This window comes from Mesobacillus thioparans, from assembly GCF_965138835.1.
GTDB classification, from domain to species: Bacteria; Bacillota; Bacilli; order Bacillales; family Cytobacillaceae; genus Mesobacillus; species Mesobacillus thioparans.
Genome location: NZ_CBCSFH010000003.1, coordinates 186,992 through 213,233, shown reverse-complemented (window position 1 = coordinate 213,233; position 26,242 = coordinate 186,992). Strand labels below are relative to the sequence as shown.

General features: G+C 47.3%; 26 protein-coding genes. 16 read left to right on the top strand and 10 right to left on the bottom strand.

Annotated elements, in window-relative coordinates:
• Positions 1–6: 6 nt before the first annotated feature.
• Together bshB2 and ACNAZ4_RS08145 are read right to left on the bottom strand one after the other, a co-directional pair.
• Positions 7–672 (bottom strand): bacillithiol biosynthesis deacetylase BshB2, encoded by a 666-nt coding sequence (gene bshB2 / locus ACNAZ4_RS08150; protein ID WP_415813726.1) that lies wholly within the window; start codon positions 670–672, stop codon positions 7–9.
• A gap of 25 nt (positions 673–697) precedes the next feature.
• The gene (locus tag ACNAZ4_RS08145; RefSeq protein WP_214705205.1) at positions 698–1,045 is read right to left on the bottom strand and encodes a YojF family protein; all 348 of its coding nucleotides are present in this window, start codon (positions 1,043–1,045) and stop codon (positions 698–700) included.
• Between the two features lie 274 nt (positions 1,046–1,319).
• Between ACNAZ4_RS08145 and ACNAZ4_RS08140 the strand changes: the two genes are divergently transcribed.
• On the top strand, positions 1,320–1,676 hold the full coding sequence (locus ACNAZ4_RS08140; protein ID WP_415813724.1) for a DUF2512 family protein: 357 nt from the start codon (positions 1,320–1,322) through the stop codon (positions 1,674–1,676).
• Between the two features lie 441 nt (positions 1,677–2,117).
• Here the strand turns inward: ACNAZ4_RS08140 and pdxK are convergent, their stop codons facing one another.
• Positions 2,118–2,942: a pyridoxine/pyridoxal/pyridoxamine kinase gene (pdxK, locus tag ACNAZ4_RS08135; RefSeq protein WP_415813723.1), complete on the bottom strand. Its 825-nt coding sequence runs from the start codon at positions 2,940–2,942 to the stop codon at positions 2,118–2,120.
• Positions 2,943–3,547: 605 nt separating this feature from the next.
• Between pdxK and fdhD the strand changes: the two genes are divergently transcribed.
• The 11 genes from fdhD to ACNAZ4_RS08080 all read left to right on the top strand — a co-directional run bounded on the left by fdhD (position 3,548) and on the right by ACNAZ4_RS08080 (position 15,833).
• Positions 3,548–4,342, top strand: a complete 795-nt coding sequence (gene fdhD, locus ACNAZ4_RS08130; protein ID WP_415813722.1) for a formate dehydrogenase accessory sulfurtransferase FdhD — start codon at positions 3,548–3,550, stop codon at positions 4,340–4,342.
• 63 nt (positions 4,343–4,405) lie between these two features.
• Entirely contained in the window at positions 4,406–7,378 is a 2,973-nt protein-coding gene (fdnG, locus tag ACNAZ4_RS08125; protein WP_415813834.1) for a formate dehydrogenase-N subunit alpha, read from the top strand.
• The gene (locus ACNAZ4_RS08120) at positions 7,378–8,211 is read left to right on the top strand and encodes a 4Fe-4S dicluster domain-containing protein (RefSeq protein WP_415813721.1); all 834 of its coding nucleotides are present in this window, start codon (positions 7,378–7,380) and stop codon (positions 8,209–8,211) included. Before fdnG ends, ACNAZ4_RS08120 begins: the two co-directional genes overlap by 1 nt.
• Positions 8,204–8,911, top strand: coding sequence for a formate dehydrogenase subunit gamma (locus ACNAZ4_RS08115; RefSeq protein WP_415813720.1), 708 nt, complete (start codon positions 8,204–8,206; stop codon positions 8,909–8,911). Before ACNAZ4_RS08120 ends, ACNAZ4_RS08115 begins: the two co-directional genes overlap by 8 nt.
• 97 nt (positions 8,912–9,008) lie before the next feature.
• Positions 9,009–9,818, top strand: a complete 810-nt coding sequence (locus ACNAZ4_RS08110; RefSeq protein ID WP_415813719.1) for a formate dehydrogenase accessory protein FdhE — start codon at positions 9,009–9,011, stop codon at positions 9,816–9,818.
• Between the two features lie 16 nt (positions 9,819–9,834).
• Positions 9,835–10,434 carry a molybdenum cofactor guanylyltransferase gene (gene mobA / locus ACNAZ4_RS08105; protein WP_415813718.1) on the top strand — a complete coding sequence of 200 codons (600 nt, stop codon included), beginning with the start codon at positions 9,835–9,837 and terminating at the stop codon, positions 10,432–10,434.
• A gap of 31 nt (positions 10,435–10,465) precedes the next feature.
• The gene (locus tag ACNAZ4_RS08100) at positions 10,466–11,698 is read left to right on the top strand and encodes a molybdopterin molybdotransferase MoeA (protein ID WP_415813717.1); all 1,233 of its coding nucleotides are present in this window, start codon (positions 10,466–10,468) and stop codon (positions 11,696–11,698) included.
• Between the two features lie 13 nt (positions 11,699–11,711).
• Positions 11,712–13,631 (top strand): molybdopterin biosynthesis protein, encoded by a 1,920-nt coding sequence (locus ACNAZ4_RS08095; protein WP_415813716.1) that lies wholly within the window; start codon positions 11,712–11,714, stop codon positions 13,629–13,631.
• Positions 13,632–14,037: 406 nt separating this feature from the next.
• Positions 14,038–14,502, top strand: a complete 465-nt coding sequence (locus ACNAZ4_RS08090; protein WP_023613507.1) for a molybdenum cofactor biosynthesis protein MoaE — start codon at positions 14,038–14,040, stop codon at positions 14,500–14,502.
• A complete protein-coding gene (gene moaD, locus ACNAZ4_RS08085; RefSeq protein ID WP_415813715.1) occupies positions 14,495–14,728 on the top strand; it encodes a molybdopterin converting factor subunit 1 in 234 nt (77 codons plus the stop codon). Before ACNAZ4_RS08090 ends, moaD begins: the two co-directional genes overlap by 8 nt.
• An 85-nt stretch (positions 14,729–14,813) precedes the next feature.
• A complete protein-coding gene (locus ACNAZ4_RS08080; RefSeq protein ID WP_415813714.1) occupies positions 14,814–15,833 on the top strand; it encodes a thiazole biosynthesis adenylyltransferase ThiF in 1,020 nt (339 codons plus the stop codon).
• Between the two features lie 96 nt (positions 15,834–15,929).
• Here ACNAZ4_RS08080 and ACNAZ4_RS08075 read toward each other — a convergent pair whose 3' ends face one another.
• Positions 15,930–16,259, bottom strand: a complete 330-nt coding sequence (locus ACNAZ4_RS08075) for a YflT domain-containing protein (RefSeq protein WP_415813713.1) — start codon at positions 16,257–16,259, stop codon at positions 15,930–15,932.
• A 171-nt stretch (positions 16,260–16,430) separates the two neighbouring features.
• Here ACNAZ4_RS08075 and ACNAZ4_RS08070 point away from each other — a divergent pair, with 171 nt between their 5' ends.
• The 3 genes from ACNAZ4_RS08070 (at position 16,431) to ACNAZ4_RS08060 (ending at position 18,027) form a co-directional block, all read left to right on the top strand.
• A complete protein-coding gene (locus tag ACNAZ4_RS08070) occupies positions 16,431–17,111 on the top strand; it encodes a uracil-DNA glycosylase (RefSeq protein ID WP_415813712.1) in 681 nt (226 codons plus the stop codon).
• A 195-nt stretch (positions 17,112–17,306) separates the two neighbouring features.
• Positions 17,307–17,633 carry a YwdI family protein gene (locus ACNAZ4_RS08065; protein WP_415813710.1) on the top strand — a complete coding sequence of 109 codons (327 nt, stop codon included), beginning with the start codon at positions 17,307–17,309 and terminating at the stop codon, positions 17,631–17,633.
• Positions 17,634–17,655: 22 nt separating this feature from the next.
• The gene (locus ACNAZ4_RS08060; protein WP_415813709.1) at positions 17,656–18,027 is read left to right on the top strand and encodes a DUF423 domain-containing protein; all 372 of its coding nucleotides are present in this window, start codon (positions 17,656–17,658) and stop codon (positions 18,025–18,027) included.
• 43 nt (positions 18,028–18,070) lie between these two features.
• Here the strand turns inward: ACNAZ4_RS08060 and ACNAZ4_RS08055 are convergent, their stop codons facing one another.
• From ACNAZ4_RS08055 to hemQ, 6 genes are all read right to left on the bottom strand, one after another.
• Positions 18,071–19,588 carry an MDR family MFS transporter gene (locus ACNAZ4_RS08055; protein ID WP_415813707.1) on the bottom strand — a complete coding sequence of 506 codons (1,518 nt, stop codon included), beginning with the start codon at positions 19,586–19,588 and terminating at the stop codon, positions 18,071–18,073.
• 150 nt (positions 19,589–19,738) lie between these two features.
• Positions 19,739–21,763: a TRAP transporter permease gene (locus ACNAZ4_RS08050; protein WP_415813705.1), complete on the bottom strand. Its 2,025-nt coding sequence runs from the start codon at positions 21,761–21,763 to the stop codon at positions 19,739–19,741.
• Positions 21,760–22,230 carry a DUF1850 domain-containing protein gene (locus ACNAZ4_RS08045; RefSeq protein WP_415813704.1) on the bottom strand — a complete coding sequence of 157 codons (471 nt, stop codon included), beginning with the start codon at positions 22,228–22,230 and terminating at the stop codon, positions 21,760–21,762. Before ACNAZ4_RS08045 ends, ACNAZ4_RS08050 begins: the two co-directional genes overlap by 4 nt.
• Positions 22,220–23,200: a TAXI family TRAP transporter solute-binding subunit gene (locus tag ACNAZ4_RS08040; protein WP_415813703.1), complete on the bottom strand. Its 981-nt coding sequence runs from the start codon at positions 23,198–23,200 to the stop codon at positions 22,220–22,222. The genes ACNAZ4_RS08045 and ACNAZ4_RS08040 overlap by 11 nt, the downstream gene beginning before the upstream one ends.
• Positions 23,201–23,345: 145 nt before the next feature.
• Positions 23,346–23,900: a spore coat protein GerQ gene (gene gerQ, locus ACNAZ4_RS08035; RefSeq protein ID WP_415813702.1), complete on the bottom strand. Its 555-nt coding sequence runs from the start codon at positions 23,898–23,900 to the stop codon at positions 23,346–23,348.
• 254 nt (positions 23,901–24,154) lie between these two features.
• On the bottom strand, positions 24,155–24,898 hold the full coding sequence (gene hemQ / locus ACNAZ4_RS08030) for a hydrogen peroxide-dependent heme synthase (protein WP_415813701.1): 744 nt from the start codon (positions 24,896–24,898) through the stop codon (positions 24,155–24,157).
• A 254-nt stretch (positions 24,899–25,152) separates the two neighbouring features.
• Between hemQ and pta the strand changes: the two genes are divergently transcribed.
• The gene (gene pta, locus ACNAZ4_RS08025; protein WP_415813700.1) at positions 25,153–26,130 is read left to right on the top strand and encodes a phosphate acetyltransferase; all 978 of its coding nucleotides are present in this window, start codon (positions 25,153–25,155) and stop codon (positions 26,128–26,130) included.
• Positions 26,131–26,242: the final 112 nt, after the last annotated feature.

Here is a 26,242-nt window from a genome sequence, read left to right as displayed (position 1 = left end):
GGTGGATTAAAATTTATAGGTCCAAAAGCGTTCATTATTCAGCCAGGCCATTGTCTGAGGATCCTTCTCCTTCAGCTTCTCAGCCATATTTTCAAGCATCAGCTGGGTCTGCGAGCGGTGGGCTCGAATCGCATCCAGTTTAACATCGGCTACAGCGCTGATGTTATGGACGACATCTGGTTCACCGAGCTCTTCTACACAGTTACGCGAGAATGCGACACAATGCAGCTTCGGTCTGTCTGCTTCAGGTATCTTTTCAACCGCGCGAACCACCGCTGCACCTGTTGCCTCATGGTCTGGGTGGACAGAGTAGCCAGGGTAGAATGTGATGACAAGCGAAGGGTTCAATTCTGATATCAGCGAGGACATCAGGTTTGTCAGCATATTTTCATCCTCGAATTCAATTGTCTTGTCACGGAACCCAAGCATTCGCAAATCGTTGATTCCCATAGCCCGTGCTGCTTCCTTTAATTCCTGCTCACGGATAGCAGAAAGGGTTTCACGGTTCGCGAATGGGGGATTCCCCATATTCCGTCCCATCTGGCCAAGTGTCAAACAAGCATACGTGACAGGCGTCCCCATATTGACATGTGATGCAATTGTCCCTGAAACACCAAATGCCTCATCATCAGGATGAGGGAACACGACAAGTACTTGCCTTTCTTTTTCCATCGTAAGATCTCTCCTTTCAGCCGGGTTATTCGAACGGCGTTTCACTTATTTCAAGGGCGACAGCAAGCTTTCCGGTAAAATCATGGCCTGCAAGCAGCAGCCTGCCTTTATCATCAATCTCAAAGTGGGTGATTCCTTCTGCGTAAACCCAGCCAAACGGAATCTTTAAACCAGCCCGGTATGGGCCTTCACCAGTAATCTTCGCACGTTCATAAGTGACCTTCGCATTTCGAATATATGCGCCTGATGAAAAGAATGACTCATCGTTATGGGAGGCATATGCCCCATTTGTTGTTTCCAAATGAATATAGACTTCTTTGTCTTTAAAACCGTCCAATGCTTCCTGGACATCTGACAAAATTACCGGATCCATTCTTGTTCCTCCTTCCCGGATTTCGATGTTTTCAATTTATAATAGCCGAAGCAGCAGCCTTCTATGTGTAAAATGAAAGATTCGCCTTTCGGTCTATCGACAAGTTTTCGCGGCTTCATCCTTCTGCTTTTGATTGCATCAATCTTTTTAAAATCGATTATATCTATATTACTAAAAAATCTTTCTTAAAGCGAAATGTACGCTCGGAGGTTTTTACAGTAAGTGTTTAATCAGGAAAGCAGATGGAAATAGTGAAGGGAAAAGGAGGGAGCATATGGAACACGCAAAAGCATTGCTGATTAAAGCGATCATGACATTCGCCATCTTGCTTCTGTTTTTGGGCAGTTATGCAGGGATAGGGGATATCCTGATCATCACCCTTGTCCTGGGGGCCATATCCTACCTGGCTGGAGATTTGTTTATTCTTCCAAAAACAAGCAATCTGACAGCTTCACTTGCCGATTTTGCCTTGTCGTTTCTCGTCATATGGGGATTGGGGCTGATGTTGTTTGAACAGGCCAATGGCTTGATTGGTGCATCACTTTTTGCAGCTGCCCTGATCGCGTCTGCTGAATGGTTCTTCCATAGTTATATCGCAGATCGAGTTCTTCATATCAACCGGAAAATATAATAGAAAAAGTAGATCGGGTATTTCCTGAAAAGTGTCCGTGATAAGAGCTCTAATGGACAAAAACATGAGGGAATCTCAGAAAAGTGTCCATGATAAGAGCTCTAATGGACAAAAACGTGAGGGATTCCTGAAAAAGTGTCCGTGAGAAGGGCTCTAATGGACAAAAACATGAGGGATTCCTGAAAAAGTGTCCGTGAGAANGGCTCTAATGGACAAAAACATGAGGGATTCCTGAAAAAGTGTCCGTGAGAAGGACTCTAATGGACAAAAACGTGTGGGAATCTCAGAAAAGTGTCCGTGAGAATGGCTCTAATGGACAAAAACATGAGGAATCCTCAGAAAATTGTCCATTAAGAAAGGCTCTACCAGACAAAGTATGCTTTTCCAAACATCAATAGGAACAGAAAAAAGGATGGCGGCTGCCATCCTTTTTATTATGGTTTATTCCCCGCGGTTGCCGTCTGCGTATTTGTTGTAAGCAAGATGCGCGGTTGGTCCTACATATTCGTTTAGTCTGAAGCCATGCTTGATCGCCTCTGTGATGAATTTTTTAGCGACTTCCAGTGCTTCAGGGACTGTTTTGCCTTTTGCCAGCTGAGCTGTGATGGCGGATGCGAATGTGCAGCCTGCGCCATGTGTAAAGCTTGTTTCCACTTTTTCTGATTCGAACAGGGTGAAGTCTTTTCCATCATATAGAAGGTCGACTGCTTTTTCATGGTTCAGCTTGCTTCCGCCTTTGATCATGACGTTCTTCGCGCCAAGGTCATGGATTTTCGCAGCTGCTTCCTTCATGTCATCAATCGTGCGGATTGGACCTGTCTGTGCCAGCTGCCATGCTTCGAAAAGGTTAGGCGTGACGACAGTCGCTCTTGGAAGTAGCAATTCCCTCATAGCGTCTGTGTTTTCAGGCATCAATACCTCATCTTCTCCTTTGCAGACCATGACAGGGTCGATGACGACTTTGTCCAATTTATATTCATCGATTTTTCGTGCAGAGAGCTCGATGATGTCTACTGTTCCCAGCATTCCTGTCTTCATCGCATCGATTCCGACGGAAAGGATGGTTTCCAGCTGCTTTTCGACCAGCTCGACTGGCTGAGGGAAAACTTCGTGATGCCAGTGGTTCTTTGGATCCATGGTCACAACTGTTGTAAGAGCAGTCATTCCATAAACGCCCAGCTCCTGGAACGTTTTAAGATCGGCCTGGATGCCTGCGCCGCCGCTTGTATCGGAGCCTGCGATTGTTAACACCTTTTTCAAACTCATGTAAACTACCTCCATTTATAGAATGGCGGCTGCCTGAATGGACAGGCCCGTCGCCTTCAACACTTTCTTATGATTATACCAATTCTGTCAGAATAGACAAAGAATTGGTTTTTGAGAAAGAAGAACAAGGTAAAAAATAACTTTTGACAATTCTGTGGCATTAGTATGTTGACGTGATGAAAGTTACTGAGGGGAAAAATAAATTGATATAGCATGAGTAATGTGTAATTTGGCTCAGGCCGATTTTTTCGCAAAACGAAAATATTGGTTTAAGCCTTTGTTAAAGAAATCGACAATTTTCATCTATATTATTGTAACAATTGAAACGGTTACTACCATGTATATTCCAGTACATTAAAGGCAGGGGGGTATTAATCCCTTTTGCATAAGTGAAATGGTTTTTTTGTACAGCACAGCATCCAGGAAGGAAGCGACTGCTCCTGTCAACGCCGTTTCAAGATTATAAAAAATCTAATGTTACAGAGTAGATTATAGAGATTGCCAGTTTGCAAGATGGATCACAGTCTTTCATTTCCAAAGAATTTGAAGGATGCCGACTGCTGCACCGGACCCACGGATGACCGAACAGATAAGGGGTGAAGAACATGACAAAGAAAGGCTGTCCTGAAGAATATCCAATCAGCCTGAAACTGAATGGATATGAAATCGCTGTTTTCCAGCTGACAAATCAGGATCTCGAAGATTGGGTGTACGGCTACCTTTTTTCAGAAGGATTGATTGATGGACCGGAGGACGTTGTCAGCGTTGATTTTAGTGAAAAGACAGGCACATTGAATGTGTCGTTATGCAATTCCTTCGATCCTGAGCAGATGTTTTCGAAAAAGAAGCACTATACAGCCGGCTGCGGCCGGGGGGTGACCTTCTTTTCGATGACGGATGTCAAAAAGTTCAATAAAGTGAATTCCGATGAAACGTATTCGTTGACCTATTTATTGAAAAAACGGGCGGAATTCGCGCAAAATTCGCCATTGTACCTGGAAACAGGCGGAATGCATGGTGCCTGCATCATCCTCGAGGATGGAAGTATCGAGGTCCGGGAAGACATCGGCAGGCATAATGCTGTCGACAAGATTATTGGCCACGCAATCCGAAAGCGTTTGCATCCCGACCGGCTCGTACTGTTGACGACCGGCAGGGTTTCATATGAAATGCTCTCAAAAGCAGCAAAATTTGGTTTTGCCGTCATCGGTTCCCGCACAGCTGCCACCAAGCAGGCGGTACAGCTGGCAAGATTCCTCCATATTGAGGTCGTCGGCTACCTTCGCGGGAAAATGGCGACGATTTATACATCGGCCGGGAGGATCAACAATGATTTAACCCCGCCCGCTGCTGCGGATGACCTGCTTGAAAGGGGGGAAGCCCAGCAAGTATTGAATTAACACCAACTGTGGGATTAGGGATGTTCAAGCAACTATTGGGAAGGAGAGAGAGAGATGGTTGAAATCAACCTGAATCGAAGGCAGTTTTTGAAGCTGTCAGGCGCCACTGCGGCAACCCTGGCTGTTATTGAGCTCGGCTTCAATGAAAAAGAAGTCCATGCGAAATCAAAAGAATTCAAGATTGCCAAAGCTACTGTTACACCAACCATTTGTCCATACTGCGCTGTGGGCTGCGGGATATTAGTCCATACGAAAAACAATGATGTGGTATATACGGAAGGGGATCCGGATCATCCCATCAATGAAGGAAGCCTGTGCAGCAAAGGGACAACGATCAGACAATTATTCACCTCTGAAAAACGCGTTCTGAAGCCTCGTTACCGGGCACCTGGAAGCGATAAGTGGGAAGAAAAGGACTGGGGATGGATGCTTGATACCATCGCCAAGCGCGTGAAGGAAACACGTGACAAATCATTCATGGAAAAATCGAATGGAATAGTTGTCAATAAAACAGAAGCGATCGCCAGCCTTGGCGGCGCAGCACTTGATAATGAAGAAACATATTTGCTCGCGAAAATGATGAGAGGGCTTGGTGTCACCTATTTAGAGCACCAGGCACGAATATGACACAGTTCAACGGTTGCCGGTCTGGCACCTTCATTTGGTCGTGGAGCAATGACAAATCACTGGAATGATCTGCAGCATACCGATTGTGCGCTGATCATTGGCGCGAACCCTGCTGAAAACCATCCGGTCAGCTTCAGATGGCTTTTAAAGGCATGGGAAAACGGAGGGAAAATACTATCAGTCGACCCGCGTTTCACAAGAACGTCATCACAGGCTGACACTTATGCTCCGCTCCGTTCTGGAACCGATATTCCTTTTATCGGCGGATTGATCGATTATGCGATTGAAAACAATCTTTTCCACAAAGAGTATGTTGCTAAATATACAAATGCCTCCTTTATCGTCAAGGAAGGCTTCGAATTCAAGGACGGCTTGTTCAGCGGATATGATCCAAAAACGCGAGCATATGACAAGGCAAGCTGGTCATTTGAAACGCAAGAAGACGGAACTCCGGTCAAGGATGAAACACTTCAGCATCCTCGCAGCGTCTTCCAGCTGATGAAAAACCATTATTCCCGTTATGATGTCGACACTGTGTCTGCAGTGACAGGAACACCTAAAGAAGATTACCTGAAAGTGGCTGAGGCTTTCTGTTCAACAGGAAAGCCTGGAAAATCCGGTACAATCCTTTATGCGATGGGTACAACCCAGCATACGGTCGGTACCCAGAACGTCCGCTCATATGCCATGCTGCAGCTGCTTCTCGGCAACATCGGTATGCCTGGCGGCGGGGTAAACGCACTTCGCGGCGAATCAAACGTACAGGGCTCAACAGACTTCGGTCTTTTGTTCGGGGACCTTCCAGGATATCTGGGAGCGCCGAAAGAGCTTCCTGAACACGCAACTCTTAAGGCTTACCTCGAAAAAGAGACGCCTGCGGCGGGATATTGGAGCAATAAGCCAAAATTCGTCGTCAGCCTTCTCAAGGCATGGTATGGCCCTAATGCGACAAAGGACAATGAGTTCTGCTATCAGTACCTTCCAAAAGGAAACAAGAACTATTCCCATATCGCGCTTTTCAATGCGATGTATAAAGGCGAGCTGGATGGCGCATTCCTGTTTGGGACCAACCCTGTAGTCGGCGGTCCGAATGCAGGCAAGGAAAAAGAAGCACTCAGCAAGCTTGATTGGCTGGTTGCAATTGACCTTTGGGAGACAGAAACCTCAGCATTCTGGCAAAAAGAAGCTGGCAGCGATCCTTCAAAGATCAACACAGAGGTATTCCTGCTTCCGGCCGCGTCCTCCTACGAGAAAGAAGGAACGGTTTCGAATAGCGGACGCTGGATGCAGTACCGCTGGAAGGCAATTGAGCCTAAAGGTGAATCAAAGGCAGACATGGAAATCATCCATATGCTGATGCAGCGGATCAAAGGCATGTACAAAAATGAAAGCTCACCTGCTGCAAAAGCAATCAATGCACTGTACTGGAATTACGGTGAACATGATCATCCTGAATTCGATCTTGTCGCCCGTGAAATCAACGGTTATTACACGAAGACAGGCAAACAGGTCGAGAACTTCGGCATGCTGGCAGATGACGGATCGACTTGCTCCGGCAACTGGATCTATTCAGGCTTCTATCCGGAAGAAGGCAACCTGTCCAAGCGCCGTGACAACAAGGACAATGGCATGGGCAACTTCCTGAACTGGTCCTATGCATGGCCGATGAACCGCCGGATTCTTTATAACCGCGCATCTGCAGATCCAGCCGGCAAGCCATGGAACAAGGATAAGTCAGTCATCTGGTGGGATGGCCTCGCGAAAAAATGGACCGGACATGATATTCCTGACTTCAAGCCAGTGGTCGCTCCTTCTGACAAGGGTGGCACGAATCCATTCATCATGCTTAAGGATGGCGTCGGTGGCATGTTCGCTCCAACGCTTGCAGACGGACCGTTCCCAGAACACTACGAGCCGTTTGAAAGTCCGGTGCCGAATGCATTCTCCAGCCAGGAATTCAACCCGACGATCAAGGTCTGGGATGGTGACTTCAACCTGAAAGGCACGAAGAAGCAATACCCGATCGTAGCTACAACGTATCGTGTAAGTGAACACTGGCAATCAGGATCCATGACAAGGAACCAGCAATGGCTGTCAGAATTGATGGGCCATATGTACATCGAGATGAGTGAAGAGCTGGCGAAGGAAAAAGGCATCAAGAACAAGGACCAGGTCATCGTGACATCAGCGCGCGGCGAGGTAAAAGCCTATGCGATGGTGACGAAACGCTTCAAGCCGCACACAGTGAACGGCAAGAAAGTTCACCAGATCGGCATGCCTTGGCACTTCGGATATAAAGGATATGCAACAGGGGATACAGCAAACCGCTTAACACCTCATATCGGGGACGCCAACACGATGATTCCTGAATATAAGGCATTCCTCTGCGACGTAAGGAGGGCTGACTAATGGCAACGGCTGAATATGTAAAATTTGTTGACGTGACCAAGTGTGACGGCTGCCGCGCCTGTATGGTCGCCTGCAAAAACTGGAATGACCTTCCGGCTGAGCCGGAAGCGTTCCAGGGCAGCGTCCAATCACATGCGAATGTAACGGCGAATACCTGGAACGTGCTGTCGTTCATTGAACACGAAAATGGAAAAGGCAATCTTGAATACCTTTTCCGCCACTCATCCTGTTTCCATTGTACGGAAGCTGCCTGCGTTAAGGTATGCCCCGAGGATGCCATGCACTACACAGAATTTGGCACTGTCGATGTGAACACTGATAAATGTGTCGGCTGCGGCTATTGCGTGCAGAACTGCCCATTCGATGTGGTCCAGCTGGCAACATATAAAGACAAGAACGGCAAGGAGTACAAGAAGGCGCAGAAATGCACGATGTGCGTGGACCGTCTTGAAGAAGGCATGCAGCCTGCATGTGTCACTACCTGCCATACTGATGCAATGGAATTCGGAACGAAAGAAGATATGCTGAATAAAGCTAAAAAACGCCTGGCCGAAATCAAGGATCGTTTCCCTAACGCGATGATCTACAATCCTGAAGGAGTCGGCGGTACCCATACGATTTACGTCCTTGCTGAAAAGCCATCCGTTTACGGATTGCCTGAAAAGCCTAAGGTTCCGACATCAGCGGTCGTCTGGAAGGATTACGCACAGCCAATCGGCAAAATGATGCTTGGAGCGACAAGCATGGCTCTCGTCGGCGCATTCGTCAGCAATAAGCTTTTCAATAAAGAGGGCAAAGGACATGAAGAAGATGGAGGTGGCAGCAATGAGTAATACGAAGTACTCAGGTGTGAAGGTAAAGCGGTTTTCAAAAGGCTTTGTCATTGCGCATGCTGTGAACGCCATTTCATTCTTCGCCCTGTATATCACAGCACTGCCGATGTATACAGAATGGTTTGACTGGCTATATCCCGTGCTTGGCGGTCCTGAAGGTGCAAGATTGCTTCACAGGATTTTCGCCATCGCGTTCGTCACGCCGACTTTCATCTGGCTGATCATGGATCCGAAAGGCCTGCTTCGCTGGGGCAAGGAACTTGTCACCTGGAAAAAGAGGGATATCCAGTTTTTCACCGAGTTCGTGAGGGAGCTGTTCGGTTTCAAGTTCAAGCATGTCAAACAGACATTCTTCAACGCTGGTGAAAAAATCAACTCGATCATCCAGATTTTCACGGCAATCCTGATCATCGGCTCCGGTTTCCCGATGTGGTTCCCGGCTCTGTTCCCGAAAGTGATGGTCCAGTGGGCCTATGTCGCCCATAACGTCGGCTTTGGTCTTGCGATCGCAGTCGTGGTCGGCCATATCTACTTGAGTGTCATCCACAAAAATTCACGTCCAGGCTACACGGGCGTCATCACAGGTGAGGTTCCGGCAGAGTGGGCAAAGGACCACTATACGGAATGGTATGAAGAAGAAGTCAAAAAAGGCAACTTCCCTGACCTGGATAAAAACAAGAACAAGAAAAAAGGCGCGTAAAAATCAATGATCGAGGGAATGGGTCCAAAACGGGCCCATTCCCTCAAAATTTAATTCGTCGCTGCTTAATAAAAACTTATGAAAAGAGGCTACTGCAATGAAAAAGTCCGTTGTCTCGAAGGAGTACCAGAAACTGCAGAAGGATATCATCAGTTTGCAGGAACAATGGAAGACATCACTGGACCCTGACCGTATACAGCCCAAACTTGATAAAGCGGCCATGGAGGCAGGGGTGCCTGTCGCTGCATTGACGGCCATTGACTTTGATATTCCCCTATTCTTACAGTGGATAGAGGATATAGGCGAGCTTTTAGCGAAATATCAACCAGAGCTTGTAAAATCGATGGAATCAATCAAGAGACTATTAGATGAAGAGACAGCAAAACGCTGGATTGATGAGGCTTTTGCTTTTAACCATATTTATTTTGCCAGCTTTGCAGAGGAGCATGGTATCGATGAGTGGATCCCGCAATTCATCGCTGAAACCGTCTTGCGGCCATACTTGCAGCTGACCGCGGAAGAAGTCCAGGATGAAATTCAATTTGCCGTTCACGGCGCCGGATGTCCTGTCTGCGGTGAGCCAGTCCGACTTGCGCAGCTTGAGGACGGAGGCAAAAAAGTATTGCACTGCCCGCGCTGTCTGGCCCACTGGCATGATAAGCGCATTACATGCTCACATTGTGGCAATGAAGACCATGAAACAGTCCAGTTCCTGACCATTGAGGGTGAATCTGCTGCCCAGATCCAGGTTTGCGAGGAATGCAAAGGCTATACAAAAGTAATCGATACCAGACAATATATTGTGAAGCCGACACCGGCAATGCTAGACTTGAATACAATCCACCTCGATTTTGTCGCACAGGAAAATGGCTACAAAGCCGCTGGGGAAACCAAACAGACAAATTAAAAGAAGGTGCTGTGGGATGAAAGCCGGAGCGATTATTTTATCAGGCGGAAAGTCTAGCAGGATGGGAACAAATAAGGCTTTCCTGAAATTTCACGAAAAAACGAATATTGAGAGAATTAAGGATGAGTTACAGCACGTATTTGATGATATAATTCTAGTAACGAATGATCCTGAATCCTATCAGTTTTTAAATATTAAGAGTGTGACAGACCAATATCCGGGTTCTGGTCCGCTGGCAGGAATCCATACGGGGCTTGAGGCATCAGATTACGAAGAGAATTTCATCGTGGCCTGTGATATGCCATTTGTGTCCGCAGAGCTTGCCGAAAATCTTGTGAAAGCGCTCAAGCACCATGATGCGGTCGTGCCTGTCAGTGATGGCGTGAAGCATCCGCTTTTTGCAGCCTATCAAAAACGCGTCGCCCGTGAAGCAGAGAAATGCATCGGGGATGGAACATTAAGGATCAGGCAAATGCTTGAAAAACTGGATGTCCGCTACCTTGATGATTCAGATTTGCAGCTGTATTGCGGGAGCAATCTTGAACGCGTCTTTTTCAATATGAATCATCCAGAAGAATATGAAAATGCGAAGAAATGGGCGGAATCCGGGGAATAGTTTTCAGGTGCTAGAAAGGAAGTTAGGCAGCATGCAATTTTTCAAAGTGAAAACGGTTGAAGAGACCTTTGCATTAGTTGATGAGAAAATCAGCAAGATCAAAGAAACCGAAGTTCGTGCGCTTGATGAGGCACTTCATTACATCCTGGCCGAGGATATCAGGGCGGAGGAGAATGTGCCGGGCTTTGACCGATCCACCGTCGATGGCTATGCCGTCATCGCCCGGGATACCTATGGCTCATCTGAATCCATGCCAGGATTCCTGAATGTCGCCGGCGAGGTGCATATGGGCGAAGAAGCTGTAAAACCGGTCGGCAGGGGAGAAGCAATCTATGTCCCGACGGGCGGAATGCTTCCTCCAGGCAGTGACAGCGTCCTGATGATTGAGCATTGCGAGGAAATCGGCGGGCTGTTGAATACGTACAAGCAAATCGCACCGGGCGAAAACGTCATCCGCGCAGGCGAAGATATCCGCGCAGGTGAGGTGCTGTTGACACAAGGCACGAAATTGCGTCCGCAGGAGCTCGGAGCCCTGGCAGCACTTGGCGTTTCCGAGGTAAATGTCTATCGTAAGCTGAAAGCTGCATACCTTTCTTCAGGGGACGAAATCGTTCCTTATGAAACGAAAACACTTGAAACCGGACAAATCCGCGATATCAATTACCTGACCGTCAAGGGCCTGGCCAATGAATGGGACATCGAGGTCATTTATGGCGGCATCACCCGGGATGACTATCAGGAATTCGCCAGCAAGGCACGCGAATTATATGAACAGGCGGACTGCCTTATTTTATCAGGGGGAAGCTCAGTCGGAACGAAGGACTACACGACGGAAGTCATCCAGTCCCTTGGAGATCCGGGCGTGTTTGTCCACGGAATCTCAATCAAGCCAGGCAAGCCGACGATCCTCGCTGTAGCGGATGGAAAACCGGTCATTGGACTGCCGGGCCATCCAGCATCGGCGATGATCATCTTCAAGCTGTTTGGCGAACAGGTCTTCAGGAAGCTGAAGGGTGAAAAATACGAACAGAAGCCAGAGCGGATTTTTGCCCGCATTGTTAAGAATATTGCCTCCTCACCAGGACGATCCGATTACATAAGAGTGAGACTGGAGAAAAGGGACGGCGAATGGTGGGCCGAGCCGATTATCGGCAAGTCAGGCCTGATCACCACTTTGGTAAAAAGCGATGGAATCGTCGAGATTGTTTCTGAAAAAGAGGGGATTTCTCAAGGCGAATACGTTCCAGTAATTTTGACGAGATAGGGGGAGACGCATCATGGATAAAATACGTTATAACCGAAAAATCTACCTTGAAGACAAGCCGAGAGCACAAGCCAGGGAAGAAGTGCTGGCCGCGTTCGACCTGCCTCAGGAAAAAGAATGGATCCCTGCTGTCTCAGCCCTGGGCCGGATTACTGCTGAACCTGTTTTCGCCAATGTATCGATGCCCTTTTACCATGCATCCGCGATGGACGGAGTCGCCGTCAATGCGGAGGATACTTATGAAGCCCATGAGCAGCGCCCGCTCCATTTGAAAATGGACGAACAGTTCAAATATGTTGATACCGGGAACGCGATTCCGCCGGAGTTCAATGCCGTCATTATGGTCGAAAACATTCACGTCATTGATGATGAAACCATCGAAATCATTGAGCCGGCAACGCCGTGGCAGCATATTCGCCCGATCGGTGAGGATATCGTCCAGGAGGAAATGCTGTTCACACAGGGGCAGATGCTGCGTCCTGCGGATCTCGGGGCACTCCTTGCAGCCCAGGTGACCGAAGTTTGTGTCGTGAAAAAGCCGTTGGTGACGATCATTCCAACAGGGAATGAACTGGTCAGCGCAGATGCGTCACTGGCTTCAGGCAGGATCATCGAGTTCAATGGAACTGTTTTTAGCGCTTATGTAGAAGATTGGGGCGGCAATCCCTATCTGCATCCGATCGTGAAGGATGAACCGGAAAAAATCAGGGAAGCGTTGCTGAACGCGGTCGAAACCTCTGATATTGTCGTGATCAACGCTGGTTCTTCTGCAGGTTCAAAAGATTATACTGTACACATTCTTGAGGAACTTGGCACTGTTTTCACCCATGGTGTCGCGACAAGGCCGGGTAAGCCTGTCATACTCGGGAAAATTGAAGATAAAGTAGTCATAGGTGTGCCGGGATACCCAGTTTCGGCGTATATGGCGCTTGAGTGGTTCGTCAGGCCGCTCGTTTGCAAGTATCTGGGGGTACCAGAACCCGAAAGGCCGAAGCTTGAAGTGAAGCTTGGCCGCAGGATCGTCTCCACGATGGGGGCGGAGGACTTTGTCCGAATGAATATCGGCTATGTGGATGGACAATTCGTCGCCAATCCGCTGACACGCGCGGCGGGCGTCACGATGTCGCTTGTGCGTGCGGACGGCTTGCTCGTCGTCCCGCCGGAAGAACTGGGATATGAACAGGGAGATACAGTCATGGTCGAGCTATATAGGCCGGTTGAAGAGATCAGGAACGCGATCGTCTTCAGCGGCAGCCATGACCTGACGATTGACCTGCTGTCCTCCCAGCTCAAAAATCAGCGGACCGACATGAAAATTGTTTCTTCCCATGTTGGCAGCATGGCCGGATTGATGGCAATTAGAAAAGGGGAAGCCCATGTAGCGGGCATTCATTTGCTTGACCCGGAGACAAAAGAATATAATGTTACCTACGTAAGGAAACTGCTTGCCGGGCAAGACGCAGTCCTTTATCCTTTCTTGAAAAGAACCCAGGGCTGGATGCTTCCAAAAGGCAATCCGCTTGGAATAAAAAGTGTCGGTGACATCGCCAATACGGGTGCGGATTATGCCAACAGGCAAAAAGGCGCCGGTACCCGGATCCTGTTCGATTTATTGTTAAAAGAAGCTGGTCTCGACGCAGACCAGGTCAACGGCTATGACCGTGAAATGTTCTCCCACCTGAGCGTCGCTGCTGAAGTGAAGGGGAACGAAAACGCTGCCGGACTCGGCATCTTCCCAGCTGCTAGGGCGATGGGGCTCGACTTCATCCCAGTCGCAGACGAAAGCTACGATTTGCTGATGACAAAAGCATTCTTCGAAAGCGAAAAGGGTATATGGTTAAGGTCCGTGATCCAATCAGAAGCCGTCAAAGCAGACGTATCCAAAATCGGCGGTTATGCAGTCGTCGAGAACCCTGAGCCTGTTTATTTTTAAAGGTCTCTATCTGACAAAACGGAGTCAGAACCCGTGGAAAGTGTCCGATAGAAGGTCTCTAATGGCCAAAACGGAGTCAAAAACCTGTGAAAGTGTCCAATAGAAGGCCTCTAATGGCCAAAACGGAGTAAGAATCCTGTGAAAGTGTCCGATAGAAGGCCTGTAATGGCCAAAACGGAGACAAAATCCGGGAAAAGTGTCCGATAGAAGGCCTCTAATGGACAAAACGGAGACAGAATCCGGGAAAAGTGTCCGATAGAAGGCCTCTAATGGACAAAACGGAGTCAAAAACCTGTGAAAGTGTCCAATAGAAGACCTCTAACGGACAAAACGGAATCAGTAATCGAGAGAAATGTCCATAAACATATTAAATCCTGATCCGGATCAGTTTATTGAGGTGATATTGATGAATTATGAAATAGCTAAAGATCCAATCAACGTTCAATCGGTCATTGATAAAGTGGTCCAGCGTGAAGCGGGGGCAATCACAACTTTCATTGGCACTGTCCGTGAATTGACAAAGGGCAAAAAAACCCTTTACCTTATATATGAAGCATACGAGCCGATGGCCGTGAAAAAGCTGGAGCAAATCGGCACGGAAATCCAGGAACGCTGGAATGGCGCCGAGGTTGCGATTACGCATCGCGTCGGAAAGCTCGACATCACGGATATCGCCGTGGTGATTGCCGTTTCCACGCCACACCGAAACGATGCCTATGAAGCGAATCGCTATGCAATCGAGCGCATCAAGGAAATCGTCCCAATTTGGAAGAAAGAGCATTGGGAAGATGGAGAAGAATGGATTGGCAACCAACTAGAAACTGTCCCATATCCGACAGGGAAACCGGAGGAGAAGGATCTCAATGAATAAAATATTATTTTTTGCCCATCTTCGTGACGAAGCAGGCCATGAATCAGTCGAAATTGAAGCAGCAGGCAAGACAGTTGCCGAGCTGAAGCAAATGGTCGCAGAAAAATATGGTATCCAAAAGCTTGATACGTCAATGACAGCAATCAATGAAGAATTCTCGTCCAATGATGAAGTCATTAAAGCAGGAGATACAATTGCCTTCATTCCGCCTGTATCTGGCGGTTGATCATTCATAGCATATTACAGCGCCCCGTTCCGTTGACTTAAGGGTCAATGAATCAGGGCGTTTCTTTTACAGGAGGGATGCACTTATGTCAGAAAGATATTCACGCCAGACGCTGTTTCCTCCAATAGGCAAGGGCGGTCAGGAGAAAATCCGCAGCAAGCATGTCCTGATGATTGGTGCAGGAGCACTTGGGTCAGGGAATGCCGAGCTGTTGGTAAGAGCGGGCATCGGCCGGCTGACGATTGTCGACCGCGACTATGTTGAAGCAAGCAATCTGCAAAGACAGCAATTATACACAGAAGAGGATGTCGCAGAGAAGCTTCCAAAGGCTGCAGCAGCTGAAAAAAGGCTGAAGGCCATCAACTCTGAAGTTGCAATCACCGCAATGATTGCTGATGCCACTCCTGAAAAACTCGCTGAACTTATTGATGGAGTCGATTTGATCATCGATGCCACAGATAATTTTGAAACACGTATGGCGATCAATGATATTTCGCAAAAGTTCCGGATTCCGTGGATTTATGGGGCCTGCGTTGGCAGCTTTGGCATGAGCTTTTCGATCATTCCCGGTAAAACGCCATGCCTGAACTGTCTGCTGAAAACCGTTCCGCTGCAGGGGATGACTTGTGATACAGGAGGCATTATCGGGCCAGCTGTGCAAATGGTCATTGCCCATCAGGGAGCGGAAGCGCTGAAAATCCTCGTTGAAGACTGGGATGCGGTCAGGACTTCTTTTGTCAGCTTTGATCTGTGGCGGAACCAGTATACAAGCATGAAAATGTCAAAAGCAAAAGACCCGGGATGCCTCTCCTGCGGCGAGCATCCTGAATATCCGTATCTGGATGTCGAAAATATGACCAAAACGACCGTGCTTTGCGGACGTGATACAGTCCAGATCAGGCCGCCGAAACAACAGCAGCTCAACCTCCAGGACACAGCTGAAAAAATGAAGGATTTGGGTTATCAGGTAAAAGGGAATCCTTATCTGGTATCTGTAGAAATGGATGATAACAGGATGGTCATTTTCGAGGACGGCCGTGCTTTGATTCATGGAACGAAAGATCTGGCGCAGGCCCGAAGCATCTACCAGCGGTTCTTTGGCTAGGAATCTTAAAACGCGCAAACCCCCTGCCGGCTTCGGCAGGGGGTTTCTATGATAAACGATCGCAGCGGATCGGATATGCTGCAGATGAGGTTGTGTTTACTTCACTTCATCGGCTGCGACAAGGACTAAACGGCCTTTGTCCAGCTCCGCCTCATACTGCTCAGCTTCTTGCTTTGAAAGACCAAGGGATTCGAATTTGTTGCGCAATTCGTCTCCGCGTGACTTGAACACATTGCCGATGGAGTCAAAGAAACCTTGTTCCTTGAAGCCCACACCGCCGGTTTCTGTTGCATCCGTCAAGTGCTCACTGCGGTCTTCATCATGAGCGAATATATAAATGTTTTCTTTTCCAAAACCAGCGGCTTCCAGAGAGCTGATTTTTTCAGTGGCTTGTACACCATTTTCTACTACTTCTACTTTTAACATAATATCTTCCTCCTTAAGAATTTGTAACCTATACTAGTTTGGGAAGCTGTTATAGCCTTCTCCGTCTACACTATTTATATAACCGATATCTGCTGGATTAAACATGCTGGCAAAAGTTCACATATCGTTTCGGGAATCGGGTAGTTAGATAAAAAGAAAGGAGTGATCAGGATGCGCTTGATGCAAAACGGCTGGGCACCGCTGCTGGCAGAGGAGTTTGAAAAAGCCTATTTTCTTGATTTAAGAGAGTTCTTGATGGAAGAATACCAGAACAAAACAGTTTATCCTGAGAAGGAAGACATCTTCAATGCATTGCGATATACCGATTATGAAGAGGTAAAAGTGGTCATCCTTGGCCAGGATCCCTACCATGGACCAGATCAGGCGCATGGCTTGAGCTTCTCAGTAAAACCAGGGGTTGCGATCCCGCCTTCACTGAGGAACATGTTCAAGGAACTGAACGCTGACCTGGGCTGCGACATTCCCGATCATGGCTATTTAAAAAAATGGGCAGACCAAGGTGTCCTGCTTTTGAATACGGTGCTTACTGTCAGGAAAGGTGAAGCCCATTCCCACAAGGGGAGAGGCTGGGAAACGTTCACCGATAAAGTCATCACCTTGCTGAATGACCGTGAAAAACCAGTGATTTTCATCCTTTGGGGCAAACCGGCCCAAAGTAAATTGAAGCTGATTGATGAAAGCAAACATAAGATCATTATGTCTGCCCATCCAAGCCCTTTGTCCGCAAGAAGAGGCTTCTTTGGAAGCAAGCCTTTCTCCACAGTCAACGGATTATTGCGAGAGTGGGGGAACGCGGAAATCGACTGGCAAATCGAAAAGCTTAAAGATTAATCGCTCTGGGAAAACAGAGTTTTATTCTGCTCAACCTATGCTTCTTGAAAAATCAAATCGACATGTTCCACGTGGAACTGACAGCATTTTTCTTATTAAGTCGAAAAAAGATCCGAATTATTGTAGAATGGAACCGTACATCATGATGGAGTGCAAGGATCATTTATATCAGGTATCGCCCTTGGAGGTGAGTTAATGAATATTTCACTGCAAAAATTGCTTTCGAAAATGGAAGATGAATTAAACCGGGCAAAATCGGCCCAATCCGAATCTGCACAGCGTGAACGAATCCAGTCGATTAAGACGCTTTGTGAGCTTGTTCTTGATGAACCGTTGCAGCAGGGGTCAGGCACGTCCGCGCGAAGCCATGTCGTCCAGCAGCCAGCTCAGCAATATATTCCTGCTCAACCAGCTTTTCCTCAGCAGCAGATGCCGGTAAGCCAGGCATCACCAATGGTTCCGCAGCCGAAAAAGCTGGAAATGGATGACAATTCAAACGGAGACTCGCTGTTCGATTTCTAATTTTAAGATGGAGGTGAAAGTCATGAAGTTATTCATCATAATCGGGGCAATCAATGCCTTCCTTTCAGTCGCACTCGGGGCTTTTGGGGCGCATGGGCTTGAAGGCAAGGTTGAACCAAAATATCTAGAGACATGGAAAACCGGTGTTACATATCAGATGTTCCATGCAACCGGAATCTTGATCATTGGAGTCCTGCTGGGAAAACTTCCTGCAACATCACTCCTGAACTGGTCAGGCTGGCTGATGCTGATCGGTATCATCCTGTTTTCCGGAAGCCTTTATGCTTTGACACTTACAAAAATCAGTATCCTGGGGGCCATCACCCCGCTTGGCGGAGTATCATTCCTCGCTGCCTGGGTATTGGTGATCATTGCTGCAGTCAAATACTTATAAACAAAAAGAGCGTGCCGGCTGGCACGCTCTTTTTACAGGCTCATTAAGATTCCTTGACAATCGTTTTGTTGACCTCAACCCGTTCTTTCCCCATTAAAAAGACGGCAACCGCCGATACAGCAATTGGAATCAACGCCAGTGCGAAAATATGGGTGATCGAGGATGACATAGCATCGACGATTTTATCGAGGACGAATCCAGGGATTTGAGAACGCTGTCCCGACTGGAATAATTGCTGCGGGTCTCCCATCAGCTGGTTTCCTTGTCCGCCGCCCATTCCAGCGAAGGCACTTTTCAGCTTATCCATGAACGTGTTATTCTGGATGGTCCCAAATATGGTGATGCCGAGTGTCATTCCCAGTGAGCGAAGGAATGAATTGGTTGAATTCGCTGATCCTCGATGCCTCGGATCGAGATTGTGGATCGAAGCAGTAGGGAGGAGGGAGAAAGAAAATCCCATCCCAAAGCCAACCAAAATCATGAAAAGTGTCAGGATCAGCCTTGATGTATCAGGGGACATCATGCTGAGCAGCAGCATCCCTGCAAAGTAGGCGATAACCGAAATGAACATAAGGTTCCGATAGCTGGTTTTGGTCTGGAAAATCCCGCCGACCGCACTGCCAGCAACAGAACCAAGCATCATCGGTGTTAAGATCAGTCCCGCAGTCTTCGCCGATCCTCCATAAACCGCCTGGACAAAGATAGGGATATAGACTGCGAGAATGATGAACGTTGCTCCGTAGAGGAAGGCAAGGACCTGGGATGTGGCGAACAGGCGCCTTTTAAACATCCAGAAGGAAATGATTGGTTCCTCTGCTCTTCTTTCAGCAAAAATAAAGACTAAAAAGAATAAGGCGAAGCTTGAAAACAATGCAATGATTTGAATTGAGCCCCAGTCAAATTCCTTCCCGCCAAGCTCAAGGGCGAACATTAAGCTGACAACTGCGACGACCAATGTGAAGGCGCCGGCCCAGTCGATTTTCTGTTTGGAGTGCTCAGTGGACTCATGATAATACTTGACGATAAAGAATAAAGAGACAATGCCAATCGGGACATTGATGTAAAAAACCCAATGCCAGCTGAACCAGTCAGTGATATATGCTCCAAGAAGCGGTCCGAGGACGCTTGAAGTCCCGAAAACGGCGCCGAGCAGGCCGGTCATTTTGCCGCGCTTTTCAGGCGGGAAAATATCAAAAACAATCGTGAAGGCAATCGGCATCAAAGCTCCGCCGCCGATTCCCTGGATTGCTCTGAAAATGCTGAGCTGCACCATTGTTTGGGCGATTCCGCAAAGCGCAGAACCCATCAAGAAGACGAGCAAGCCAAAAATGTAAAATCGTTTCCGTCCATACATGTCTGACAGCTTCCCGAAAATGGGCATGCCGGCCATCACGGTAACCATATAAGCAGAGGTCACCCAGATGAACTTGTCAAAGTCGCCAAGGTCCGCGACTATGGTTCCCATAGCCGTCGCGACAATCGTATTATCCATTGCGGCCATCAAAATCCCAAGCAGTAACCCCGCCACTACCAATTTAATATTGCTATCATTTGAAACCAAATCATCCACCAGCTTCCTTAATTGGATATAGTAAGTATATAAATTTTATTTTTCGAGTAGAATCTTTGTCAAGAATTTATAGGCTGAAAGAGGGCGTTTTATATCAATGGAAAAAAGGAGCACGCCTGAATCGGCGTGCTCCTTTGGCGGTCAAATTCCAATATTGATATTCTGTTCTTTCCTGCTGGCCATATAGTTCAGGCCGAGTATGGCAGCGACGATGATTACACCTGCGATATCGGTGAAGGTTTCAGGGATGATCATCATCAAGGCCCCGATTCCGAGCAGCAATCTGAATGCTATATTCATATTGGTTTTGAAATAGCCCTCTATCGCGGCGCTCAATGCGATGATTCCAATTACGGCTGTCGCGGTGATCATCAGGATTTCCGGAAGTGGTGCCATTGGGAATTCCTTCGTATTCACTGCGGCATTGGTGGTATCGATCATCAGCATTGCCGGGTTATAGACGAACAAATACGGAATCAGGAATCCTGCTGCCGCAAGCTTCAATGCAGTGAAACCTGTCCTCATCGGGTCTCCTCCGGAAATTCCGGCTCCAGCAAAGGCTGCCAGGGCCACTGGCGGAGTGATGTTCGCGAATATGCCGAAATAGAAGACGAACATATGAGCAATCAGGATAGGGATATCAAATTCAGCCAGTGCCGGTGCTGCCATCGTTGCCGTAATAATATAGGCAGGAATGGACGGAAGTCCCATACCCAGGATCATGGACGCGATCATGGTGAAGAACAATGTAAGGAACAGGGAACCAGCGCCAAGGCTTGCGATCGAAGATGTCATCACATTTCCGAAGCTTGTCAAGCTCACAACACCAATGATGATTCCGACTACCGCACAGGCCACCATTACGGATAACGATTGTCTTGCGCCGTTGTCCAGGGCGGATAATACATCTTTCACAGACATCCGGGTATTTTTCCGGAAGGCCGCTACAACCACTGTTGAAACAATGGTATAAAAGGCTGCATGCCCGATCGGAACGTTCTGATAGAGCATGAAGATGAGGAATGCGATAGGCAGAAGCAAATGCCCGCGTTCTTTCATGATTTCTTTTACACGCGGAAGATCTGATTTAGGGATGCCTTTCAGATTCTTCCTGCCAGCCCGGAAGTGCACCTGCATGATGACGGCCAGGAAATACAATACCGCTGGGATTAAAGCTGCCAGAGCAATGGTCCCGTAGGCTACACCGGTCGTCTCTGCCATGATAAAAGCACTTGCTCCCATGATTGGCGGCAAAATTTGACCGCCAATCGATGCGCTTGCTTCGACGGCTCCGGCAAAGTTCTTGGAATATCCGATTTTTTTCATCAAAGGAATGGTGAACGCACCGGTGCCCACAACATTCGCGACAGCGGCACCATTAATGCTTCCCATGAATCCGCTGGAGATCACCGCTACCTTTGCTGGACCACCTTGTTTGTGACCGGCAAGCGCCAGGGCAATATCGTTAAAGAATTGGCCCATTCCCGATTTTGCCAAAAATGCCCCGAACAAGATGAATAGGAAGATAAAGTTCACGGAAGCGCCGATGGCTGATGAATAAAGCCCTTCGGTTTTTAAATATAACTGGCCGAAAATATCACCAAGGTCATATGGGCGAGTCATCATCTTGATGGGCATGAAGTCCATATGGCTGATGAATGGATATGTCAGGAAAATCAATGCCAGGATCGGCAAAATCCATCCTGTCACACGGCGGGCTGCCTCGAGGACAAGGATGACAGTCAGGATCGCTATGGCGATATCCGTTGAATTCGGAATCCCGCCGCGGGTGGTGACGATGGCTGTGTATTCAGATATTAAATAACCAGCTGTCAAAAGGGCCAGGAAAAATAAAATCCAATCATACCAGGCGACCTTGCTTCGATCCTGCCTGGATGTTAAAGGATATAACAGAAAAATGAGTGCTATTCCCACAGCTACGTGGATGGCCCTTTGCTGAAGCGTGGGCATTGGGTTGAATGTAATGTATAGATGGAACAGAGAGTAGAGGACGGCAATTGCGGAAACAACAACGAATGTCCTTTTGCTGGCAAACCTCCTGACTTTCGATTCAGAGTCGAACTTTTCAAGGATTTCTGCTTGCTTTTCCTCATTGAAAATTTCTGTATCGGATACTGCGTTCTTCTTAACTCCGTCATTGTTCATTTGAAATCACCTCTTATAATCTGCCATACAGGGAGTTTCTTGTTCTTGATCACAAACGTCTCATGATCTGGTGCGATTTTATATAATGGGATGGAGCGGCTGGCTGTGTAAAGCGTTGTCTTCACATTTTTTGAGACAACCAAATTGATTTCATCCATCTTATTATTCAGTTCCATATGGACAAACCCGTCGGAGGAAGAGATGACTTTTCCTGTTGAGGGAGTGCCAGCACCGAACGTTTTGAATCTCGTCTCAGTTAAATAGAGACTGTCGTCCTTTAATGTGTATGTTTCGAACCACGGTTCTTTTTCGACTGAATGGATCCATCCAATCTCGAACTGGTCGTCCTTCAGGAAGAACCGGCTGTCATTATACGAAACTTCTATTACAGGAATCTTGATAAAAAGGATAAGAAGGAGCACTGTGAATAAAGTGCTCCCCATAATCTTGAACCTTTTATTTTTCATCGTAATATTTTTGTGCTCCTGGGTGCACCGGTGCTACCATGCCTTCCTGGGCAGCTTCTAAAGATATCTCGGTTGCCGCCTGATGGGCATTGCCGAGTTTATCCAGGCTATCAAAGAAGGTCTTCGTCAATTTGTAAACATCATCATCGCTCAGGTCACTTCTGACTGCCAGAGCATTCATGATGGCTGCTGTCGGTATTGGATCTGAATTTCCATACGTATCGGCCGGGATTTCCAAAGAAACAAAGTATGGCTGATCCTTGGCGATTTCCTTGATTTTGTCCGGATTGACAGAGACTAATTTAATGTCCAGTGTTTTGGCAAGTTCTAATACGGAAGCGTTTGGCAGGCCGCTTGTTAAAAATGCTGCATCAATCGATCCGGATTTCAAACCATCCGCTGCTTCAGCATAGCCTAAGTAGTCGACCTCAATATCATCGTATGTAATACCATGTCCATTCAGCAAGTTGCGGGCATTTACCTCTACACCTGAGTTTTGGTCGCCGACGGCTACACGCTTTCCAACCAGGTCTTCAATCGTCTCGATTCCAGACTTTTCAGTCGTAACAATTTGCACATAGTTAGGGTATAGAGTCGCCATTTGTTTTACTTCTTTCACCGGCTCCTTGAAATTGCCTGTCCCTTCAACCGCTTCAGTTAAAACATCACTCATGACAAAAGCCATATCGACTTTTCCTTCTTTTATCAGATTGATATTTTCTACTGATGCACCTGTTGCTTGCGATTTGGAATTTACGCCGTAAACTTCGGAATACTCGTTTGCCAGTGCAGTTCCAATAATGTTATAAGGCCCTGAAGATCCGCCGGTCGCGATCGTGACTATTTTTGTCTCCAGGCCCTCGCTGCTGCCGCCTTTGCCGGAAGATTTCTCATCACTTCCGCAGCCTGCAAGCAGTAAACCCGCCATAAAAGCGCTTACAGTAATGGCTCCAATCTTTTTAAAGTTCATGTAAAATCACTCCCCTTTAACAGTTTAATGCTCAAAATTAGTTTAGCAAACTAGTAGTTCGAATACAAACAATGTTGCGTGAATTCCGAAAATTATAACAAACAAAAAAACGGCCGAAGCCGCTTTGGAAGGATATTCGACATTATTAGCGAGGTGGGTAAGCTGTCAGCCCAGCGCCGCCGCCGAATGGATAGTCGTATTCGATTTCTTCATCGAATGTAACATAATCAAGGTAAATCATCGGTAATAGAATGCGTTTTCCTGTTTGCGGGTCACTGAGGATGAGGTGGTCACGTCCGGCAGCTTCAATGATTCCCTGGAAAATTTTCGCATTCCATTCGGAGTTGTTTTCAAAAGTAGCGTAAACAGTTGCGAGCTTCCCTTTGTTCAGGCGAAGGATATTCTCGATATAAGATGCTTCAATTGGAAGCATTCCCGGTACCTGGACACCTCCGACTGCGCTTCCACCTACACCTGGCATGGCACCGCCGGATTGGGCAGGGAAGGGAGTGGCCTGCGGGAATCCTGATTGGCCCATCTGCCCCATTTGTCCCATTTGTCCCATCTGTCCCATTTGACCCATCTGAGACATTTGAGGCACCTGTCCTTGTGCAGCAGATTTTTCTTCTGTGCCGCTATACGGCTGATACATCTGCGGATAGGTTCTGTAGTTATAGTATGGATTATTGTATTGAGTCATTGTGTAGCCTCCTTATTATGATTTTCCTTTCATTCAAATTCACCTTATTTATGTAAATGGTGAAATTGAGCTTTAATAGGATGGGGTACAAGTAAAGTGAATCCTCACTATTCCATTCATATGAGAAAAGCTTCATTTTATGACTCAAATATTTCGTATGCAGGTGGCGTAAGGAAGGGGCATAAACTTTGCTTCATATTCATAGCAAAGGACAAAAAAATCCCCGGACATTTGTCCGGGGATTTATCGATTAATTAAACATTCAGGAATGAAACTACGCGGTCTTCTTCCAGCAGGTTTCCTACGAAGAATGAACCGAATTCGCCATAGCGTGCGCTGACTTCGTCAAAACGCATTTCATAAACAAGCTTCTTGAATTGAAGGACATCGTCCGCGAACAATGTTACGCCCCACTCATAGTCATCGAAGCCTACAGAACCAGTAATGATCTGCTTGACTTTGCCTGCATACTGGCGGCCGATCATGCCGTGGCTGCGCATCATATTGCGGCGGTCTTCCATCGGAAGCATGTACCAGTTGTCTTCGCCCTGGCGGCGCTTGTCCATTGGATAGAAGCAAACATACTTCGCCTTTGGAAGTTCAGGGTAAAGGCGGGCAAGGATTTGCGGATTCTGGTATGGATCTTCGCCTGCTGGCAGATAGTTGCTCAGCTCGACAACAGATACATAAGAATGAGCAGGAATCGTGTATTCAGCAAGTCTGGACTTGTTGAACTCTGTCTCGATTTCATTCAATTCTTCCATTGTCGGGCGCAGGATCATCATCATGAAATCTGCTTTTTGGCCAACGATTGTATACAGGGCATGGCTTCCTTGTTTTTCAGCCTGGGTCTTGTTCCACTTTTCTACAAGGCCAAGGAATTCATGGACGATTTCCTGGCGCTCTTCAGCCGGGAGCATCTTCCAGGTTGTCCAATCAACCGTGCGGAAATCATGAAGGGAATACCATCCATCTAAAGTCTGTGCTGCTTCAGTCATTTTATATCACTCCTATAAATCAACAATATACCAATATCATATCATAGTTTCTCCATTCGTCATGTTAATAAAACCCCGTTTGTTTATACTGTATGTAAAAAGGATATTTTGTTAAAGATTGCAAATAGTAAAAGGGGCAGGCAAACATGCTTGAAAATTTTCAATAAAAAGACTTCAAGTCTGTAAACGGTAACATTCTTGAATTTTAAGGTTGGTAAAGTATGCTATAAGTATAGATTAAAGGAGGAGTCAGCATGAGTGATTTATTTGAAGGCTTGAAAGCCAAATTAAGCGGACAAAATTTACGGATCGTTTTTCCGGAAGGCCTCGATGAACGGATTCTCGCAGCAGCAGGAAGACTGGCTGCAGACGGAGTATTAACACCCATTTTAGTAGGGAATATCGAACAAATCCAGACGAAGGCAGCAGACATGGATGTATCGCTTGATGCAGCGGAAATTTATGATCCTGCCAACTTTGCGATGATGGATGAGCTTGTCGCTGCATTCGTTGAGCGCCGGAAAGGGAAAGCCACCGAAGAGCAGGCTCGCCAGGTTCTTCTCGATGAAAACTACTTTGGCACGATGCTTGTGTATTCAAACAAAGCGGACGGACTTGTCAGCGGTGCAGCACATTCCACTGCCGATACGGTAAGACCGGCATTGCAGATCATCAAGACGAAGGAAGGCGTGCGCAAAACTTCCGGTGTCTTCATCATGGTACGCGAAGATGAGAAGTATGTATTCGCTGACTGTGCGATCAACATTGCGCCTGACAGCCAGGACCTGGCTGAAATCGCTGTTGAAAGTGCGAAGACAGCAAGAATGTTCGACGTTGAGCCGCGCGTGGCCATGCTAAGCTTCTCAACAAAAGGCTCTGCTGTTTCCCCTGAGACGGAAAGAGTATCAAAAGCAGTCGAAGAAGCCAAGCTTCGTGATCCATTATTGATCGTCGACGGCGAGTTCCAGTTCGACGCAGCCTTTGTTCCATCTGTTGCCGAAAAGAAAGCTCCGGATTCAGTGATCATGGGCAATGCGAATGTATTCGTATTCCCAAGCCTCGAAGCAGGGAATATCGGCTACAAAATCGCTCAGCGCCTAGGCGGATTCGAAGCAGTCGGACCGATTTTACAGGGCTTGAACCGTCCAGTGAACGACCTGTCCCGAGGCTGCAGCGAAGAAGACGTGTACAAGCTTGCACTCATCACAGCAGCACAGGCGTTAACTAAGTAAAAATAGAATTTCTCAGCCGGTCGGAATTTTTCGATCGGCTTTTTTAATCTGGTCCCGTATTAGTTGCGGGGCCACATATGCTATAATATCAACGAAAAAGATAGAGAAGGAA